The organism is Desulfacinum hydrothermale DSM 13146, assembly GCF_900176285.1.
GTDB classification, from domain to species: Bacteria; Desulfobacterota; Syntrophobacteria; order Syntrophobacterales; family DSM-9756; genus Desulfacinum; species Desulfacinum hydrothermale.
In genome coordinates this window covers 97749-114538 of the sequence record NZ_FWXF01000010.1, presented here as the reverse complement: position 1 = coordinate 114538, position 16790 = coordinate 97749, and the positions used below count along the sequence as shown (strand labels likewise).

16 protein-coding genes are annotated in these 16790 nt (G+C 61.8%); 9 read left to right on the top strand and 7 right to left on the bottom strand.

What is annotated here, in order from left to right; translation table 11 throughout:
- Positions 1 to 39: 39 nt before the first annotated feature.
- Positions 40 to 1899, bottom strand: a complete 1860-nt coding sequence (locus B9A12_RS10295) for an acyl-CoA dehydrogenase (RefSeq protein WP_084057803.1) — start codon at positions 1897 to 1899, stop codon at positions 40 to 42.
- A 54-nt stretch (positions 1900 to 1953) separates the two neighbouring features.
- Complete coding sequence (locus B9A12_RS10290) at positions 1954 to 2610, bottom strand: fatty acid metabolism transcriptional regulator FadR (protein ID WP_342752490.1); 657 nt, start codon at positions 2608 to 2610, stop codon at positions 1954 to 1956.
- Positions 2611 to 2822: 212 nt separating this feature from the next.
- On the opposite strand from B9A12_RS10290, the gene B9A12_RS10285 reads away from it, so the two are divergent.
- Genes B9A12_RS10285 through B9A12_RS10275 form a run of 3 tightly spaced genes read left to right on the top strand, consistent with a single transcriptional unit; the run spans position 2823 to position 5760 of the window.
- The gene (locus tag B9A12_RS10285; RefSeq protein ID WP_139796587.1) at positions 2823 to 3290 is read left to right on the top strand and encodes a hypothetical protein; all 468 of its coding nucleotides are present in this window, start codon (positions 2823 to 2825) and stop codon (positions 3288 to 3290) included.
- Entirely contained in the window at positions 3284 to 4081 is a 798-nt protein-coding gene (locus B9A12_RS10280; protein ID WP_084057800.1) for a histone deacetylase family protein, read from the top strand. Before B9A12_RS10285 ends, B9A12_RS10280 begins: the two co-directional genes overlap by 7 nt.
- Positions 4078 to 5760, top strand: a complete 1683-nt coding sequence (locus tag B9A12_RS10275) for a SidJ-related pseudokinase (protein WP_084057799.1) — start codon at positions 4078 to 4080, stop codon at positions 5758 to 5760. Before B9A12_RS10280 ends, B9A12_RS10275 begins: the two co-directional genes overlap by 4 nt.
- Before the next feature lie 16 nt (positions 5761 to 5776).
- On the opposite strand, the gene B9A12_RS10270 is transcribed toward B9A12_RS10275, so the two are convergent.
- From B9A12_RS10270 to B9A12_RS10255, 4 genes are all read right to left on the bottom strand, one after another.
- The gene (locus B9A12_RS10270; protein ID WP_084057798.1) at positions 5777 to 5971 is read right to left on the bottom strand and encodes a hypothetical protein; all 195 of its coding nucleotides are present in this window, start codon (positions 5969 to 5971) and stop codon (positions 5777 to 5779) included.
- Between the two features lie 545 nt (positions 5972 to 6516).
- Positions 6517 to 7173, bottom strand: a complete 657-nt coding sequence (locus B9A12_RS10265) for a LysE family transporter (protein ID WP_212636903.1) — start codon at positions 7171 to 7173, stop codon at positions 6517 to 6519.
- A gap of 233 nt (positions 7174 to 7406) precedes the next feature.
- The gene (locus tag B9A12_RS10260) at positions 7407 to 7994 is read right to left on the bottom strand and encodes a DJ-1/PfpI family protein (RefSeq protein ID WP_084057797.1); all 588 of its coding nucleotides are present in this window, start codon (positions 7992 to 7994) and stop codon (positions 7407 to 7409) included.
- A 47-nt stretch (positions 7995 to 8041) separates the two neighbouring features.
- The gene (locus tag B9A12_RS10255; protein ID WP_084057796.1) at positions 8042 to 8326 is read right to left on the bottom strand and encodes a hypothetical protein; all 285 of its coding nucleotides are present in this window, start codon (positions 8324 to 8326) and stop codon (positions 8042 to 8044) included.
- A 204-nt stretch (positions 8327 to 8530) separates the two neighbouring features.
- Between B9A12_RS10255 and B9A12_RS10250 the strand changes: the two genes are divergently transcribed.
- The 6 genes from B9A12_RS10250 to B9A12_RS10225 all read left to right on the top strand — a co-directional run bounded on the left by B9A12_RS10250 (position 8531) and on the right by B9A12_RS10225 (position 16322).
- Positions 8531 to 9265 carry a creatininase family protein gene (locus tag B9A12_RS10250; RefSeq protein ID WP_245802414.1) on the top strand — a complete coding sequence of 245 codons (735 nt, stop codon included), beginning with the start codon at positions 8531 to 8533 and terminating at the stop codon, positions 9263 to 9265.
- On the top strand, positions 9262 to 11430 hold the full coding sequence (locus B9A12_RS17820; protein WP_084057795.1) for a peptidase U32 family protein: 2169 nt from the start codon (positions 9262 to 9264) through the stop codon (positions 11428 to 11430). Before B9A12_RS10250 ends, B9A12_RS17820 begins: the two co-directional genes overlap by 4 nt.
- Positions 11431 to 11542: 112 nt before the next feature.
- Complete coding sequence (gene dnaE / locus B9A12_RS10240; protein WP_084057821.1) at positions 11543 to 15037, top strand: DNA polymerase III subunit alpha; 3495 nt, start codon at positions 11543 to 11545, stop codon at positions 15035 to 15037.
- A gap of 123 nt (positions 15038 to 15160) precedes the next feature.
- A complete protein-coding gene (locus tag B9A12_RS10235) occupies positions 15161 to 15502 on the top strand; it encodes an Mth938-like domain-containing protein (RefSeq protein ID WP_212636902.1) in 342 nt (113 codons plus the stop codon).
- A gap of 86 nt (positions 15503 to 15588) precedes the next feature.
- Positions 15589 to 16035 carry a DNA polymerase III subunit chi gene (locus B9A12_RS10230; protein WP_170920528.1) on the top strand — a complete coding sequence of 149 codons (447 nt, stop codon included), beginning with the start codon at positions 15589 to 15591 and terminating at the stop codon, positions 16033 to 16035.
- Positions 16032 to 16322 carry a tetratricopeptide repeat protein gene (locus B9A12_RS10225; protein WP_084057792.1) on the top strand — a complete coding sequence of 97 codons (291 nt, stop codon included), beginning with the start codon at positions 16032 to 16034 and terminating at the stop codon, positions 16320 to 16322. Before B9A12_RS10230 ends, B9A12_RS10225 begins: the two co-directional genes overlap by 4 nt.
- 42 nt (positions 16323 to 16364) lie before the next feature.
- Here the strand turns inward: B9A12_RS10225 and B9A12_RS10220 are convergent, their stop codons facing one another.
- Positions 16365 to 16769 (bottom strand): glycine zipper 2TM domain-containing protein, encoded by a 405-nt coding sequence (locus tag B9A12_RS10220; RefSeq protein ID WP_084057791.1) that lies wholly within the window; start codon positions 16767 to 16769, stop codon positions 16365 to 16367.
- Positions 16770 to 16790: the final 21 nt, after the last annotated feature.

Below are 16790 nucleotides of genomic sequence, written 5' to 3'. Positions count from 1 at the left end.
CCGGGGCCCGGTGGCTTCCCCGTTTTGTGAGATCCACCTCTAGACCAGCGCGAAACCGGTCTCCGGAATGTCAAGCGGCGACTTGTCGCTCAGCATGATGCCGCGCGCCTTGCCCGAAGCCTGGGTAAGCACCTGGCTCATCCAGAACTTGGCCGACGCGATCTTGCCCGCATAGAAGGCGGCGCTGCGGTTCGATTCCAGCAGCTCGCGCTGGGCCTTTTCGTCCTTGGCGTTGTGGTCGGCGAAGATCTCCTGGAGCTTGCGGTCGGCGATGTAGGCCTGCCACAGGAAGTTGAGGCCGATGGCCACGTCGCCGAACAGATCCAGGTAGGGCTTGGCGTAGAGAAGGGGCACGTGGAATTCGTCGGTCATGCCCTTGAGCCCGAAGAACTTGGTGACCTGCAGCAGGCTTTCGGCCGCCTCTTCGTAGATCTCGATCATTTCCCGCATGCGGTAATTCTTTTTGAACTTGGCCACCATCTCGCGGCTGAACTTGACGGCGTTCTTGAAGAGTCGGCCGCGCTTCATGGCAATCTTGCGGCCCACCAAGTCCAGCGCCTGGATGCCGTTGGTGCCTTCGTAGAGGGCAGCGATCTTGCAATCACGCAGGAACTGCTCCACCGGGTATTCGCTGGTGTAGCCGTAACCGCCGTAAACCTGCACGGCCGTCTCGCACACCCGGAAGCCCAGGTCGCTTCCCATGGATTTGACGATGGGGATGAGCAGATCCACGTAGCCCTGGTAGAGCTCCCGTTCCTCTTCGGATTCGGCCACCTCGGCCCGGTCGATGCAATAGGCCGTGAGATGGAGCAGGCCGCGCACACCTTCCGTGCTGGCCTTCATGAACATGAGCATGCGGCGCACGTCCGGATGGTTGATGATGGCCACCCGTTCGGCTCCCGGGTCCTTCATGCGCTCCACGGGCGTGCCCTGGATGCGCTCCTTGGCGTATTGCAGCGCATGCAGATAGGCGGCGCTGGCATGGCCCTGTCCCTGCATACCCACGAAGAGACGGGCTTCGTTCATCATGTCGAACATGATGCGCATGCCCTTGTTTTCCTGGCCCATCAGGTAGCCGATGCACTTTCCGTTTTCACCGAAGTTCAAAACGGACGTGGAGGAGCCGTGGATGCCCATCTTGTGCTCGATACCGGCGCAATGCACGTCGTTGTCCACCAGGTTGCCGTTGTCGTCCACCAGCAGGCGGGGCACCAGGAAGATGGAGATGCCCTTGGTCCCCTTGGGGGCCCCTTCGATCCGGGCCAGCACCATGTGCACGATATTTTCCGTCAGATCGTGCATGCCCGAGGAGATGAAGATCTTCTGGCCTTCGATCTTGTAGGTGCCGTCTCCCACGGGAACGGCCTTGGTGCGGAGGTTGCCCACGTCGCTTCCCGCGCCGGCCTCCGTCAGGCACATGGTGCCGCCCCATTCGCCGGAAAACATTTTGTACATGTACTTTTCCTGCAGCTCCGGCGTGCCGTACTTCTCGAGCAGACGGGCGGCCCCATGGGTCAGGCCCGGGTACATGAGCAGGGCCCAGTTGGCGGCGGCAAAGAATTCCACGCAGGCGTTGGCCACCGTGGCGGGAAAGCCCTGACCGCCCACTTCCGGATCATCGGCCATGGCCAGCCATCCGCCCTCGCAGTAGAGCCGATAGGGCTGATGAAAGCATTCGGGGACCTTGACCACGCCGTTTTCATAGCGGCAGCCTTCCTGGTCACCCTTCTTGTTGGTGGGATAAAATTCTTGCTCGGCCAGCTTTTCGGCCTGTTCCAAGGCCATGTCGAACATTTCCTTGGAATACTCTTCCCACTTGGGATACTTGCAGAGATCCTCCGCCTTCAGTTGTTCGTAAAGAACGAACTTGAGGTCCCTTTCATCCACCAGCAGTTTCATGACCGTCTCCTCCCCTTCTTGATCGCTGTGTCCGTTCCCGGCTCCTGGAAGCCGTCACCGACGCTCGGTTTCCGTCTTCGTCCCGGAGGGTTCCCGCTGGATCCCCCGGAGGAAAAGATCCACGATGGGATCCGCCAAAGTTTCCAGGTCATAGGGCCGACCGGCCAACACCCACGTGGAGACCACCTCGTCCAAGGTGCCGAAGACCAGCCGCTTGGCCAGCCCCAGCGGGATATCCGGGCGGAAAGCCCTCTCTTTTTGACCCTGTTCTATGACTTCTCCAATGAAATCCAGGTATTTTTTCAACTCCACCTTCTTGTAGCCGCGCATGAATCGGCTGCTCTGTCGCAGCTCCACTTGGAGCACGGCGGCCAGTTCCGGATAGGCCTGAAAGCCGGCCAGATGCATGTGGATGAGCTTTCGGAACCGGGCCCGAGCATCCTTTTCCTCCTCCAATGCCCGGCGGAAGGTGACGTTGATTTCCTGCATCTTCTCTTCGAAGATGGAGATGAGCAGGTCGTCCTTGTTTTTGAAGTAGAGATAGATGGTGCCGTCGGCCACGCCGGCCATGCGAGCGATTTCAGACACCTTGGACTGGAAGAATCCCTTTTCGGCGAACACGCTCACCGCGGCATCCAAGATGCGCCGGCGCTTGTCGGAATTTTTGTGGTTATTGCGAGCGATGGCCCCACCTCCCGGGTGAATGTACACCGTGCTTATGAATGAACCATCATTCAGGGTGCTCATAAACTCTTCCACAACCCCCTGTCAAGGGAAAAAGTGCGACGGAATCAGCCGGGATGGATGGACCGTTCCATTGGGCTTTGGCACCGCGTCGGGCACACATCCCGCACCAAGGTGTCGGCGCTCGCCTCCTGGTGATATAATGATTGCACAAAGTCAAAACGGAAAAGGTGGGCACCATGAAGGAAGAAGAAAAGAAAGAAAAGCCCGAACCCGTCGGGCCGCCCGACCGGCCGCTTCTTCTCTACATGCTTCACTGCGGACTGGACGGAAAGCTGCTTCAAAAGATCTGCGCGCGCCACGGGCTCCGTGTGGAAATCCGCCAATTTCCCCGGGAACAGGCCTTCGCCTACCACCTGCACCCGCAGTTCCAAACGCCGGATCTCATCCTGATCCGAGGCCATTTCATCCAACTGGTCCATGAATGCGCCAAGGAACGCCACATCCCCTACGTGGTGGTCTCGTCCAAGCTCAAGTACGGAAACGGGCAGCCCGTCTTCATCCACGCCGACAAGGGCTACGGATCCCCGCAGACCCTGGCCCTGTACCATGCCATTGCGGAAAGACTCAAAGAAGTGGTCACATCTCGAAGTCCCTACGAGAACAATCCAGCGACCGATCACACAACGGATGATCCCTCATGCTGACCCTTGTCTTTCACGACGGCTACCTCAAGCGCTATCCCACCGGTGCTGTGGAAACCCCGGCGCGGGCCCGCGCCGTCTTCTCCAAACTCAAGGAATTCTACCCGGTCGTCACTCCGGAACCGGCCTCCAAGGCGGACATCCTGAGAGCCCACGATCCGGAACAACTGGTGCGTGTCCAGCTGGAAGGCCTGGATGTTCTGGCGGCGGCCTTCCTGGCGGCGGGCGGGGCCCTGTGCGCGGCGCAACTGGCCCTGTCCGGTCGATGCGCTTTCGCCGCCATCCGCCCCCCCGGCCATCACGCGGGTCGCAACCGTTACGGCGGTTTTTGTTTTTTCAACAACATGGCCGTGGCCGTCTTGTCCCTTCTGGAAAAGGGGCTGGCAAAGAGCGCCGCCGTGGTGGACATCGACATGCACCGGGCCGATGGAACGGCGGAGATCCTGGGCGATGATTCCCGGGTCCACCTGGTGGACATGACCCTGGCCGACGGGGCTGACTTGATGGATCGATTGGAGAGCCGGCTGGAGGAGCTCGGGCCCGTGGATGTCATCGGGGTCTCGGCCGGTTTTGACCTCCACGTCCAGGACTGGGGAAATCTGTTGACCAACGGGGACTATCACCGCATAGGGCGGGTTCTTGGCGAGACGGCGCGCCGGAAGGCACGCGGCCGTCTCTTCGCTTTGCTGGAAGGCGGCTACACGGCCCACGCATTGGGAAAGGCCGCACTGGCCTTCTGCCGGGGACTGGAGGGAAAGGAAGGGTGGGAGACGGTGGCGGAGAGACGGGCATGAATGGTTTTTCACCAAAAGCCTTCTCGCCCAACCGAGATCTGGAGCGCCTTAAGAACGAACTTCGCCCGCGGCCTTTGGATTTCGGTGGAGCCTACTTGAAGGTTCAGGAACTGAATCGGTTTCTTCTCCACAATCCGGGCTCCGCCGACCACGAAACCATTCGCCTCGTTCGCCGCCTCCTGGTGCACCCGCCCTATCTCAAGCAGCGCCAGGCTTTTTTCTTTTGTAAGGAAGCGGCCATGGGGCTTCGCTGCATCGTGGAGGCCTGCCCCAGACGGGACGTGGTGGAACATGCCCGAAGAGTACTGGAATCGCTGGCCCTGGAAGGGCAAGACCCCTGCCAGCAGGCCGCTTGCCAGGTGCTGGGAAGCCTGCCGTTGGAGACCAATCCCCCGTCCATGCCCACAGACGATCGTTCCCACGCCCTTCCAGTGGCCCTCCCGGATCTCCTGAATCGATTGAGGCAGGTGCCCACTTTCCGGCCGGAAGCTCCAACAGGTGCCGGCCGCTCCGGGAGATGGTTTCCCAAGGGGCGCAGCCTGGTGTGGGTCCGGAAAAGCGGGGGAATCCTGGTGGTGAAGACGGCCCAGGACGAGGAGGCAGCGGGACTGCTTGTGCGGGAGATCGGCTGGATGCGGCTTCTCTGGTCCTGGGAAGAGACCCGTTTGGGCCGTTTGGGCAAGATCCCGTTGCCGCTGTCCCTGGACGGGCGGTGGCTGTTTCGGCTCCGTCACACCGGAGCGCCCCTTTCGCCCGGCTTAGAGAAGGCTCGATGGGCCGTGGCCTTCCAAGCGCCGAACGGTTACTTCCACTACCCCAACCAGCCATGTGAGGGGCGCCTCCTTTCCAAGGCCGTCTTTTTGAAGTTCCTTTCTCGAAATGCCCTGCTCCTGGGCAGGCTGCTATCCCGAGGGGTGGTGCACACCGCCCCCATCCCCCTTTTCCACAACCGCGTTCAGCGGCACCGTCGAAACGACGGGGGGCTCTACCGGTGGCCACGGGGCGGACGGTTGGACCGCTGGCTGGAATCGTGTGATTTTCCCAACTTCGGCCTTTCCGGAATCCGCGACCTGGAACACCTGGAACCCGCGGGTGCCTCGGGCGTGTCCATCTACGAACAGGTGGGGATGCACCTTTTGAGCCTTCTGCTGGTGGCGGGAAGCTACTTCCGCAACCGGGATCCGCGCCGAAGGGGGCTCCAGCCGGACGGGTCCCCCGTGGACGCCCGGGACCTTTTCGACCCGCCGCTTTTGAAAAAGATCCTCCGAAGCGTTTTTGAAAGGTATTATGAAGGTGTTACGGGAGGCCTTCCGGCTCCGGAACCCGGCTGGGACCTGGATCACCTGGCCCATCGAATGATCGAAGAAATGGGTGTGGACCGGCACATGGAAGAGATCCTGCGAGTGCCCGACCAGGAACAGATGGCCGACGACGAATTCCGCGATTTTCTGATGGAGCGGGGCCTGTCGCCCCATGAAGCGCTCCGTTACCGGCGGGGTGCGGAAGACATCGTGCTGCACACCGGCCCCCACCTGGGCGCCTTCAACGACCGCATCTCGCTTCCTGAGATGATCCGCTTCGTGGGGACGGCATCGGCGCTTTGCATCAGCGGCCGCTACTTTCACCGGCGCCACAGCGCCGAACCGGCCAAGCGAGCAGCGGCGCCGTACTCCCCCTAAGGCCTTGCCGGACGCCTTATTCGCATGAGGCCCCGTCCACCTCCTTCAGAGCGGCCTGAACGGCCCGGATGAGCTCGTCGAAGGTCTCGGAACGATAGGGATCCACCCCGCCGCAGCCGGCATCGCCCATCTTATCGAAGACGAATTCCTGGTCCATGTATTCCATGAGGGCACGGGTGGTCGAAATGAGCTGTTTCACGGCCTCTGTCATGGTTTGACCTCCTATGGTCTTCGTAAAACCGTACTTCCACTCCCTCTTTGATCTTGGAAGCCCCAACCCCATATGTAGGACCCCGCTTCCGGGGAAGACCGCACGCCGCCAAGCCCTTCATCCCCCATTCCCGAGCCCCACCAGGCTGGACAGGCTCAAATCCATGGCCACGCAAGAAGCACTCTATCCCTTGGCAACCATCCGGTAAAGCCTTCTCGACCCCAGCGCGCCCGCCCTGGAAAGGACACGCGATGCGAGGATGCGCCGGAGCCGGCTTTTTTCTTCGGCGAAGGCCCACTTTCGGAGTTTTTCCCACAACGGCCTTTCATCGACTTTTTTGGGGATTTCCAACGAGTTGAACTTCCCCTGTGCCCTGGTGTGCTGGTGTGCTGTTGGGCTCTCAGAAAGCCGCGTCGGGGGCGCCGAAGTGGGGGGACGCCATCATGGGGCAAACAGGCTGTGGTTTCACGTGGACCGCAGGCAAGCCGAGGCCCCATCCAGAGCCATCGGGAGGAGCCCGGCCCAAGGGGGGGCTGCGTCAATCCTCAGGCAAGCCAGCAGGTCAAGAACCCTTTGGCGGCCCACAGGAACCAGGCGCCGAAGAAGACCAGGAAAACTCCGCAGCAGCGAACGATCCACCGGTAACTTCCATCGCCCATGAACCGGGTGCCCTTGCTCACCCCCAACGACAGTAGGCTGTACCAGGCATAATCCGCCGCAATGTGTCCCAGGAAAAAGGCCCCGATCCCCCAGACGCCCAGCTTCATGGACGCCACCAGGTAACCCAATCCGATGGTGGCCCACCACAGGGTCCAGTAGGGGTTGGAAAGGCTGGCGAGAGCTCCCAGCAGGACGGGATGGCGCCCTTTCGGCGGGGATTGCGGATCGTGGACGGCCAGGTCCAAGGAGAGCCCCGCGGCACTCCTCACCATGTCCGCCCCCATGAACACCAAGAACCCGCCGCCGAGAAGGGCGATTAGGGCCATCACGGCGGGCATCTTGAGGTAGGGTCCCAGCCCCAGCACCACCGCCACCACCACGGCCAGTTCCAGCAGGGAATGGCCCGTCATGAGGAGAGGGCCTGCTCGAAAGCCCCTGCGGGTCGATTCGGCGATGGTGACGGTAAAGAGCGGACCGGGCATGAGGGCCCCCGAAAGGGCCACGGTGAAAGAGCCGGCGCCCACGGCCAGAAGTTCCATCATGACCTCATGGCCTCCTCCAAAAGCCTGTCCCATAAAGGCCTTCCGACTTTATTGGAAATTGTCAACCAGTTGAAATCCCACTGTGCCCCGTGGTGTTTTTGGAGCTTTGATGGGGGCGGGTTCCGAACCGGCACTTACGAGACTATCTGAGAATTCAAAACACCTTGGGGCCGGTGGAATTTCAACCTCTCAGAAAGCCACAAAAGGCCAAGGGGCCATTGTCAGGCAAGCTCCTAGGGCTCGATGCGGGTTCCAAGAAGCTCCAGGAATTTGCGCATCCATTCGGGATGGGCGGGCCAGGCAGGGGCGGTCACCAGGTTCCCGTCCACATGGGCGTTGGTGAAGGTTTCGTTCACCTCCACCCAGCTGGCTCCCGAACGCAACAGGTCCGGCTTGACCGCCGGGTAGGCCGTACAGGCTTTTCCTTCCACCACGCCGGCGGCCACCAGGACCTGCTGGCCGTGGCAGATGGAGGCGATGGGCTTTCCGGCCTGGGCGAAGTGGCGCACCAGGTCCAACACCCGCTCGTTCAGCCGAATGTATTCCGGCGCCCGCCCCCCGGGAATCACCAGGGCGTCGTAGTCTTCGGGTTTCACTTCGTCGAAGGTGGCGTTCAAGAGGAAATTGTGGCCGGGTTTTTCACTGTAGGTTTGATCCCCTTCGAAATCGTGTACGGCCGTTCGGACCGTCTCGCCGGCCTTCTTGTCCGGACAGACGGCGTGGACCGTGTGGCCCACCATCAGGAGCATCTGAAAGGGAACCATCACCTCATAATCTTCCACATAGTCGCCCACCAGCATGAGGATCTTTTTCGCTGCCATGGTTTTCCTCCCGTTGTCGAATGCTAAACCATAGGATGAAACGCGCTCTATTGGGATCCTTCGCCTTTGCCACCCGAGAGCCGACACAAGAGCCCGCCCAGCAGCTGCCCGGCGAAAAAGGCTCCGATGAGCACCGGGAAGGTGGCAAGGCGCCAGCCCAGGCCGGACACGATCCGCAGGCCCACCACCAAGGGCACGGGAACATGGATGGCCAGAAACCAACCCCTGGAAAAACGTTGCGTCTGGGCGCGCCAGTAGCCGAAAGGCAGATTGATGCACAAGACAACGGCTGCCACCACCGTGAGGCTGAGATGAAGGTTCGGCAGTTGCATGGGTAATGCCAATCTCCCGTTTCCTGATGAATGCAAGGCCCATCACGAGTCGACTTCCAGGCTCTACTTCGGCCATCCTTATCCCGTGCAGGAGTCCGCGTCAAGAAGGGATCGGCCTTGCTCCCGGCGTCCGAACGGGATAAGGAAGGGATGCCGAACAGGAAGATGCCGTGAACTGATTTCCAACGCTGTCGGGAGGCACCTGTGCCGATTCTCAAACAATGCACCATGGACTTCTTCGAAAGGGAGCGGGATCGTATCTCGACGGTCATCGTGCCCTGCGGCTCTCTGGAAGAGCACGGACCCCACTTGCCGCTGGGAACGGACACCCTGCATGCCCAGGCCCTGGCCGACGCCGTGGCCCAACGCCACCCCGTCTGGTCGGCTCCCCCCTTGTGGTATGGCGTGTGCCGCAGTTCCAGCGCTCATCCCGGCACGGTGGGCATCCGGAGCGCCACCCTGCGGGCCCTCGTCCTGGACGTGGTGGAAGGATTCGTCCGTCAGGGGATGCGCCAGGTGGTCCTACTGAGCGGTCATGCGGGAGGCACCCACATGGCCACGCTGTTGGACGCCGGAGAGGAACTGCTGGAGCGATGCCCCGATCTTCGCATGGCCGTCTTGTCCGTACTGGATCTGGGAAGGGCCGCCTGGAGCACCATTCAGGAAACCCCGGGGGATTCCCATGCCGGCGAGGTGGAAACGTCGCTCATGCTCCATCTGCATCCCAAGTGGGTACAAGGAACGGCCGAGGAGGCCTATCCCACTTTCCCGGCCCACATTCTGGTGCGGAACAAGCGCGCTTATTGGCGTTCGGGCGTATGGGGCAACCCGCCGGCGGCCAGCCCGGACAAGGGCAGAAGGCTCCTGGAGGCCTCCGTGGCCGCTCTGATCGAACTCATTGAAAAGCTCAAGGCTTGGGAAGAACCGAACCACCCATGACGAAAACCTCGACTCGAAGGAAACGCGCCACAAAGCGACCGCCCCCCAGGGACACGGCCCGATTCCAAAAGCCCGAGCTGCTGGCCCCCGCAGGACACGTGGAGGCCTTCTGGGCGGCCGTGGAAAGCGGAGCGGACGCCGTCTATCTGGGCCTGAAGCAGCTGAGTGCCCGGGCGCACGCCGCCAACTTTTCCCTGAAGGAAGTGAGCCGGTTGCTTCCCTTTGCCAGGTCCCGTCACGTGTCCGTCTATGTGGCGATGAACAGCACGGTGACGGCCCCCGAAGTGCCGCAGGTGCTGGATACTCTCCAGGCCCTGTCCGATTTGGGCGTGGACGCGCTGATCGTGCAGGATCCCGGCCTTTTCTTCCTTTGCCGCCGTTTTTTCCCGCACCTGAAGTTGCATGCCAGCACCCTGGCGGCGGTCCACAACCGTGCCGGAGTGCGTACTCTGAAGCGCCTGGGGGCCCGCCGGGTGGTGCTGGCCCGGGAACTGGGCCTGGAGGAACTGCGGGACATCACCCGTAGTGCGGACGTGGAATTGGAGATCTTCGTCCATGGCGCCCTCTGTTTTTCCTTTTCCGGGCTGTGCCTGGCCAGCAGTTTCCGCGGGGGCCACAGCGGCCTTCAGGGCCGGTGCGTCCAGCCCTGCCGCCTGCGGTTTCGCCAGGGCCGCAAGCAGGGCTACTTCTTTTCGTGCGGCGATTTTTCCGCCCTTCCCCGGCTCCCTGAGCTCATGGAGCTGGGCATCGCGTCCTTCAAGATCGAAGGGCGTATGAAGGATGCCGACTACATCGCCACGGTGGTCCAGGCCTATCGCCAGGTGCTGGACGCCCCTGCGGCCGGGCGGCGTGAGGCAATCCGCAAGGCCACGGAACAGTTGGCCCTTTCGCCCGCCCGGCGCCTCACGGACGGCTTTCTGGGTGCCGCGCCCAGCGAGACCATTCTCAGCCCCCACCGGTCCGGATCCAGCGGCTTGTGGGTGGGAACCGTCGTCAAGGCGGAAGGCCATCGCCTGGTGGTGAACCTTCGCCGGTCCGTGCAGGCCGGGGACCGCCTGCGCCCGGAATCGGCGGAAGGCCGTGAGAAGGCCCCTTTTTTGGTCCAAGCCGTCCAGTCCCTTTCGGGAGATCCCCTGGACCCAACGCCCCCCCAGGGACCGGCGGTCGTGGTGGCCGCCAAGGCCTCGGCCGTGGAGGGCGAACGTCTTTTCCGCATCGGCAGAAGGCCCACCTCCCCCGCGGAAATCTGGAAAAGGATCCGACGGGAAGGCCAGGAGCCCTTCACCTTTTCAAAGGCGTTTCAAGCCGAGGCCTGGATTCCGGAAGAAGCGGCGGACAGGGGGCCCAAGGCACGCCGCCTGGCGGAGACTCTGGTGCTCAAGGTGGGACGGCACCAGGACCTGAGTCGGGCTCTCCAGTCTCCGGCCCAATGGATTTTTTGCACCGCCACCAAGGAAAACCTGGAACGCCTGGCCAAGGGGCGCCTGCATCCGGCACAGAAAAAGCGCTTCGGCTGGTCCCTTCCCCCGGTGGTCCTGGAAAAGGACGAGGAGTATTATCGGAAAGCGGTGGCCTGGTTCGCCGCCCGGGGATACCGCATCTGGGAGGTCAACAACTGGGGCCATTGGGACTGGCTGGAGGGTCTGGAGGGACTGCACCTGTGGGCCGGATCCCGAATGAACATCCGCAACAAGGCGGCCATGGCGGCCTTGGCCGATATGGGATGCACCCATACGGTGCTCTCCCAGGAAGTGACCGGCGGGGAGCTCCGGGAGCTCATTGCGGATCCCGTACCGGCCATCCCCGTGGTGACCGTCTACGGCCAGCCCTTTCTCTTCATCTCCCGGCTGCAGCCTGCGATCATGACCGGGGTTCCGGTGCGCACCGCCCGGGGCGATCAGTACATGGTGGAGCGTCAGGGAGCCTTGACGACCGTTTTCGCCGACCACCCTTTCTGCTGGTTCGAAAAGCTTCCGGAGCTTCGCGCCATGGGCTACCGCCTCTTCTTGATCGACCTGAGCGAAGGGGGCGCCCGTTTGAACGACAAGGACTGGCAGCGGATTTTGAGCGGTTTCCGACGCCATCGGGCCGATGCCCCCTATTCCCTTTTCAATTACGAACGCAAGGCCATACCGGAAGGAAAAGCGAAACGGGAGAAGGGGTAAAGGGCCAGGAAACAAGATAGCGGGAGCCCGGGTGCGGGAAGATTCCCATGGGCAGCAACCGTTTTTCCTGGCGCCCTTTTTCCTGAACCTTTCACTTTCAGAGGATCGACAGATGCCGCCCTTTGTCCATCTGCATGTGCACAGTCAATACAGCCTCCTGGACGGAGCCATCCGTTTGCAGGATTTGATCGAGACGGCCAAGGGATTTGGAATGCCTGCCGTGGCCGTGACCGATCACGGCAACATGTTCGGGGCCCTGGAATTCTATGAAAAGGCCCGAAAGGCGGGGATCAAACCGCTCATCGGCTGCGAGATCTACCTGGCTCCCCGAAGCCGACATGAACGCCAGGCGGCCACGGGCAACAAAGGGGAGGAGGATCGCAACTACCACCTGGTCCTTCTGGCCAAGGATCTCACCGGCTACAAGAACCTCATGAAGGTGGTCAGTCTGGCCCATTTGGAGGGCTTCTACTACAAGCCCCGGGCCGACAAAGAGTTGCTTCGCCAACACAGCCAGGGCCTGGTGGCCCTTTCCAGCTGCCTCAAGGGTGAAGTGGCCTTTCACCTGAACCACAACCGCCCGGACGCGGCGGCCAAGGCCGCCCGGGAATACGAGGAGATTTTCGGACCGGGGAACTTCTACCTGGAAATGCAGGCCAACGGCATCCCGGAGCAGGCGATCGTCAACGAAAAGCTCATCGCTTTGGGCCGGGAACTGGGCATCCCCCTGGTGGCCACCAACGACTGCCACTATCTGAAAAAGAGCGATGCCCGGGCCCACGAAATCCTGCTTTGCATCCAGACCGGAAAGAACATCCTGGATGAAAAGCGCATGAAGTTCCGAACGGACCAGCTCTACTTCAAGTCCCCCGACGAGATGGCCCGGGAATTCGCCCATGTGCCGGAGGCGCTGGAAAACACCGTGCGCATCGCCGACATGTGCTCCCTGGAGATTCCCCTGGGAGAATACCACTTCCCTGTCTTTCCCCTGCAGAACGGAGAAACCATCGAAGACCGCTTCGAAAGCACTGTGAAGGAAGGCTTTCGAAGGCGTTTGGAGGAGATCCGATCCCGCCGTCCCGACTTTTCCGATCAGGATGGGACCGAATACGAGAAGCGGCTCCGCTATGAAATGGACGTGATCAAGGAGATGGGCTTCGCCGCCTACTTTCTCATCGTGGCGGATTTCATCGGCTTTGCCAAGGATAAGGGCATCCCCGTGGGCCCGGGCCGTGGGTCGGCCGCCGGCAGCCTGGTGGCCTATGTCATGGGGATCACGGACCTGGATCCCATCGAGCACGGGCTCATCTTCGAACGGTTCCTCAACAAGGAACGTATCAGCATGCCCGATATCGACGTGGACTTCTGCGTCCTGGGCCGCGACGAGGTCTTTCGCTACGTGGCGGAAAAGTACGGCAAGGACCAGGTGGCCCACATCACCACCTTCGGGACCATGCAGGCCAAGGCGGTCATCCGGGATGTGGGCCGTGCCCTGGCGCTGCCCTACAACGAGGTGGACAAGGTCGCCAAGCTCATTCCCGCGGCTCCCGGCATGACATTGAAGAAGGCCTTCGAACTGGAGCCGCGCCTGGCGGAACTCCAGCGCGACGATCCCAAGATCAAAGAGCTCTTCGAGATCGCCTTCGCCCTGGAGGGCCTCACCCGGCACGCCTCCACCCATGCGGCGGGGGTGGTGATCGGCGACAAGCCCATCGTGGAGTACATGCCCCTCTACCGGGACCAGGAAGGGGAGGTGGTGACCCAGTTTTCCATGAAGTACGTGGAAAAGGCGGGGCTCATCAAGTTCGACTTCCTGGGGCTGCGCAACCTCACGGTGATCCAGAACGCCGTGGAGCTCATCCGAAAAAACCACGGGGTGGACCTGGACATGCAGCGCCTGCCCCTGGACGATGCCAAGACCTTTGAACTCCTGTGCGCCGCGGACACCACCGGGGTGTTCCAGCTGGAAAGCTCGGGCATGCGGGACATCCTGGTGCGACTTCGCCCGGAAAACTTCGCCGACATCGTCGCCCTGGTGGCCCTCTACCGCCCCGGTCCCATCGAAAGCGGCATGGTGGACAACTACATCGACGGCAAGCACGGCCGCATCCCCATCACCTATGATCTGGAGCAGCTCCGGCCCATCCTGGAACCCACCTACGGCGTGATCCTCTACCAGGAACAGGTGATGAAGATCGCCAGCGTGCTGGCCAACTACACCCTGGGCGAAGCCGATATCCTGCGCCGGGCCATGGGCAAAAAGATCCCGGAAGTCATGGCGGCCCAGCGGGAACGGTTCCTGGCCGGTGCCAAGGAAAACGGGATCGATCTGGCCAAGGCCAATCACATCTTCGACTTGATGGAAAAGTTCGCCGGATACGGCTTCAACAAATCCCACAGCGCCGCCTATGCCCTCATCGCTTACCAGACCGCCTACCTCAAGGCCCACTACCGGGTGGAATTCATGGCGGCCCTGCTCAATAGCTTCCTGAGCAACACGGATCAGGTGGTGAAGCTCATCAACGAATGCCGCGAAAAGGGCATCCCGGTGCTGCCTCCGGACGTGAACGTGAGTGAGCGGGACTTCGCCGTGGTGGAAGGAAAGATCCGCTTCGGGCTGGGCGCGGTGAAAAACGTGGGAGAAGGCGCCATCGAAGCCATTCTGGCCGTAAGAAAGAAGGACGGCCCGTTTCGATCCATCCATGATTTCTGCGACCGCGTGGACACCTCCCGGGTCAACCGGCGCGTTCTGGAACAGCTCATCAAGTGCGGCGCCTTCGATTCCATCCACCCGGACCGGGCCCGCACCTTCGCCGCCCTGGACGAGGCCTTGGACAAGGCCCAGGCGCGTCAGCGGGACCGCCAGACGGGCCAGATCAACATGTTCGACCTGCTCCGGGCCAAGTCGAAGGGCAAGGCCATGGAACCCAAGCTTCCCGACGTTCCGCCTTGGGACACCCGAACCGCGCTCCAGTTTGAGAAGGAGGCCCTGGGCTTCTACATCTCCGGCCATCCGCTGGACCACTACCGCGATCAGATCCAAAAGCTGTGCACGGCCGACACCCAAAGGGTGCGGGAAAGAAAGGACGGGGCCAAAACCATCCTGTGCGGCTTGCTCTCCATCACCAAGGAGCTCACCACCAAGAAGGGCGAGCGGATGGCCTTCCTGAGCCTGGAAGACAGGAACGGAACCCTGGAGGTGGTGGCCTTTCCCGAGGTCTATGGCCGCGCCCGGGAGTTGCTCCAGGGAGACGAACCGCTGGTGGTTCTGGGCACCATCCAGCATGACGAAAAGGGCTCCAAGATCCTCGCCGACAACATTCTCACCCTGGACGATGCCCAGACCCAGACGGTGGAAGCCGTGCACATCCACCTGAGCGCGGACCGACTGGACCGGGACGCCCTGGAGCGGCTCCGGCACCTGCTGGTGACCCACCCGGGCCAGTGCAGCACCCTGCTGCACATCGACGTGGAGGGACAGGCCGAAGCGGTGATCGCCCTCAATCCCAAGCTCCAGGTGAATCCCACCGCCTCCTTTTTGGAAGACATGAGCCAACATTTCGGGCAAGATTGCGTGGATCTGAGCATGAAGGCCTGCGGGGCCTAGACAGAGCCGTTCGGAGGAGAAAAGAAAGAGGAAAACAGTTTCCCAACAATCCACCGTCAGGCAGCAAAGAGGCCGGATCGGATCAGGAAGGCCCGTAACGATCGGTTTCGGGAGGTGGACGCCATGATCGAAGGGTATCGTTTCGGAGCCATGGACATCGGGGGGACCACCTATCAGGCGGATCTCAAGATCGTCAAAGGCCAGGTGACGGCCAACTGGTGGCGCCGGGAAGGCCACAAGGTGTGCGTGGACGACATCCAAGACATCCTGGAAGCTCGACCGAAGGTGCTGGTCATCGGCCGCGGCAAGCCCGGCCTCATGAAACCGGGAAACGATGTGCGCCGCGCCTGTGCCGAGATGGGCATCCGGTTGCTGGATGAGCCCACCGAAAGGGCGGTGCAAACCTTCAACGAGCTGGTGGCCCAGGGAGAAGACGCCGCTGCGGCCTTTCACCTGACCTGCTGAAGGTTACAGCCTGCCAAGGCCGCTCTTCCTTTGGAAAAGGCCGGCTGCCCATGACACATCATGGTGAGGAGTTTATGCCGCAGGAAATGATCTTTGTGGAAACCACGGCCAGGGACCAGCGCCGGGATTTGTGCCGTTGGGCGGAGTATTTCGCGGAGAAGGGAAAGAAGGTGCTGGTGCTTACCGACTCCAGCCTGGGAGCGCAGCACCTGGATAAGCTCCTGTGGAGTTTTTCCCAGCCCAGCTTTGTGCCCCACCGGATCGTGGCGGAGGCGGATTTGGAGGTATCCTTTCCCGAGCCGGTCCTCATTGCGGTGGATCCCCGGCTTCCGTTGCCGGCCGATGTGGTCCTCTGTGACGCCTTTCCCGATCTGGACGCCTTGGCACGCTACCCCGCCATCCTGCACTTTGTGCCCTTGGACGACGAAGAAAGGAAGCAAGACAGCCGCCGTCTCTGGCTGGAAGCCAAGGCACGCGGAGTGGAACTCAAGCATGCGGCCGCAACCCACCGGGGCTCGAAAAGAAAGAAATGACGGAGGATGCAGATCTCATGGGCCTTTTGGACTATCCCAAAAAGCTCTACTACGATTACGGCAGCCGACTGGCCATCTTTCTCGTGAACCGCAGATTGCGCAAGAAGGGCCTGGATCCGGGCGCATGGCTCGTGCTGGCGCGCCTTTATGAGGTGCGCCAGGACTGGCCGCGAGCCCTTCAAACACTGGACAGGGCCCTCAAGATCTATCCGGGCAACGCGGCCCTGGAGGCCCACCGGACCCGCATCCGGAACTTGGCACAGGAAAGCGCTCAAACCCCGGATTGATCGGCCCGGGAAGATGAAAAGAGCCTCGTCTTTTCCGGCTCCTCAGTAGGCCGGAACACGCAGGTAGCGGTCGTCGGTGAGCTGGCGATCCTTCCAGGTGCGCGTGCGCACGGTGGCATAGCCGTTATCGTAGGCCACGGGGTCCGCCTGCACCCATTCGTTGCTATTGGGATTGTGATAGGTGACCGTTTGGCGACGGCTGGCAGCCTCTTCCGCAGCCCTTTGGGTGATTTCTGCCAGGCCGTAACCCGCCACCGAACCGATGGCACCTCCAATGACGGCGCCCCGCCACGGGTTGTCCTTATCGATCAGGGCCCCCACGCCCGCGCCCACCACACCTAGCCAGGTGGCCGATTCCAGATGCTGCTGGGTGGTGGGGCCCGGCACACAGGCGCCCACACTGGTGATCACCAAGGCTGAAACCAGCAAAATGGCAAGATTCTTCATCTGGTCCCCTTCCTGTTCACA

What these genes read in the sequence shown, in the direction of transcription:
- B9A12_RS10295 (WP_084057803.1), bottom strand. Translation starts at nt 1,899, where the DNA reads ATGAAACTGCTGGTGGATGAAAGGGACCTCAAGTTCGTTCTTTACGAA.
- B9A12_RS10285 (WP_139796587.1), top strand. Translation starts at nt 2,823, where the DNA reads ATGAAGGAAGAAGAAAAGAAAGAAAAGCCCGAACCCGTCGGGCCGCCC.
- B9A12_RS10280 (WP_084057800.1), top strand. Translation starts at nt 3,284, where the DNA reads ATGCTGACCCTTGTCTTTCACGACGGCTACCTCAAGCGCTATCCCACC.
- B9A12_RS10275 (WP_084057799.1), top strand. Translation starts at nt 4,078, where the DNA reads ATGAATGGTTTTTCACCAAAAGCCTTCTCGCCCAACCGAGATCTGGAG.
- B9A12_RS10270 (WP_084057798.1), bottom strand. Translation starts at nt 5,971, where the DNA reads ATGACAGAGGCCGTGAAACAGCTCATTTCGACCACCCGTGCCCTCATG.
- B9A12_RS10265 (WP_212636903.1), bottom strand. Translation starts at nt 7,173, where the DNA reads ATGATGGAACTTCTGGCCGTGGGCGCCGGCTCTTTCACCGTGGCCCTT.
- B9A12_RS10260 (WP_084057797.1), bottom strand. Translation starts at nt 7,994, where the DNA reads ATGGCAGCGAAAAAGATCCTCATGCTGGTGGGCGACTATGTGGAAGAT.
- B9A12_RS10255 (WP_084057796.1), bottom strand. Translation starts at nt 8,326, where the DNA reads ATGCAACTGCCGAACCTTCATCTCAGCCTCACGGTGGTGGCAGCCGTT.
- B9A12_RS17820 (WP_084057795.1), top strand. Translation starts at nt 9,262, where the DNA reads ATGACGAAAACCTCGACTCGAAGGAAACGCGCCACAAAGCGACCGCCC.
- dnaE (WP_084057821.1), top strand. Translation starts at nt 11,543, where the DNA reads ATGCCGCCCTTTGTCCATCTGCATGTGCACAGTCAATACAGCCTCCTG.
- B9A12_RS10235 (WP_212636902.1), top strand. Translation starts at nt 15,161, where the DNA reads ATGATCGAAGGGTATCGTTTCGGAGCCATGGACATCGGGGGGACCACC.
- B9A12_RS10230 (WP_170920528.1), top strand. Translation starts at nt 15,589, where the DNA reads ATGATCTTTGTGGAAACCACGGCCAGGGACCAGCGCCGGGATTTGTGC.
- B9A12_RS10225 (WP_084057792.1), top strand. Translation starts at nt 16,032, where the DNA reads ATGACGGAGGATGCAGATCTCATGGGCCTTTTGGACTATCCCAAAAAG.
- B9A12_RS10220 (WP_084057791.1), bottom strand. Translation starts at nt 16,769, where the DNA reads ATGAAGAATCTTGCCATTTTGCTGGTTTCAGCCTTGGTGATCACCAGT.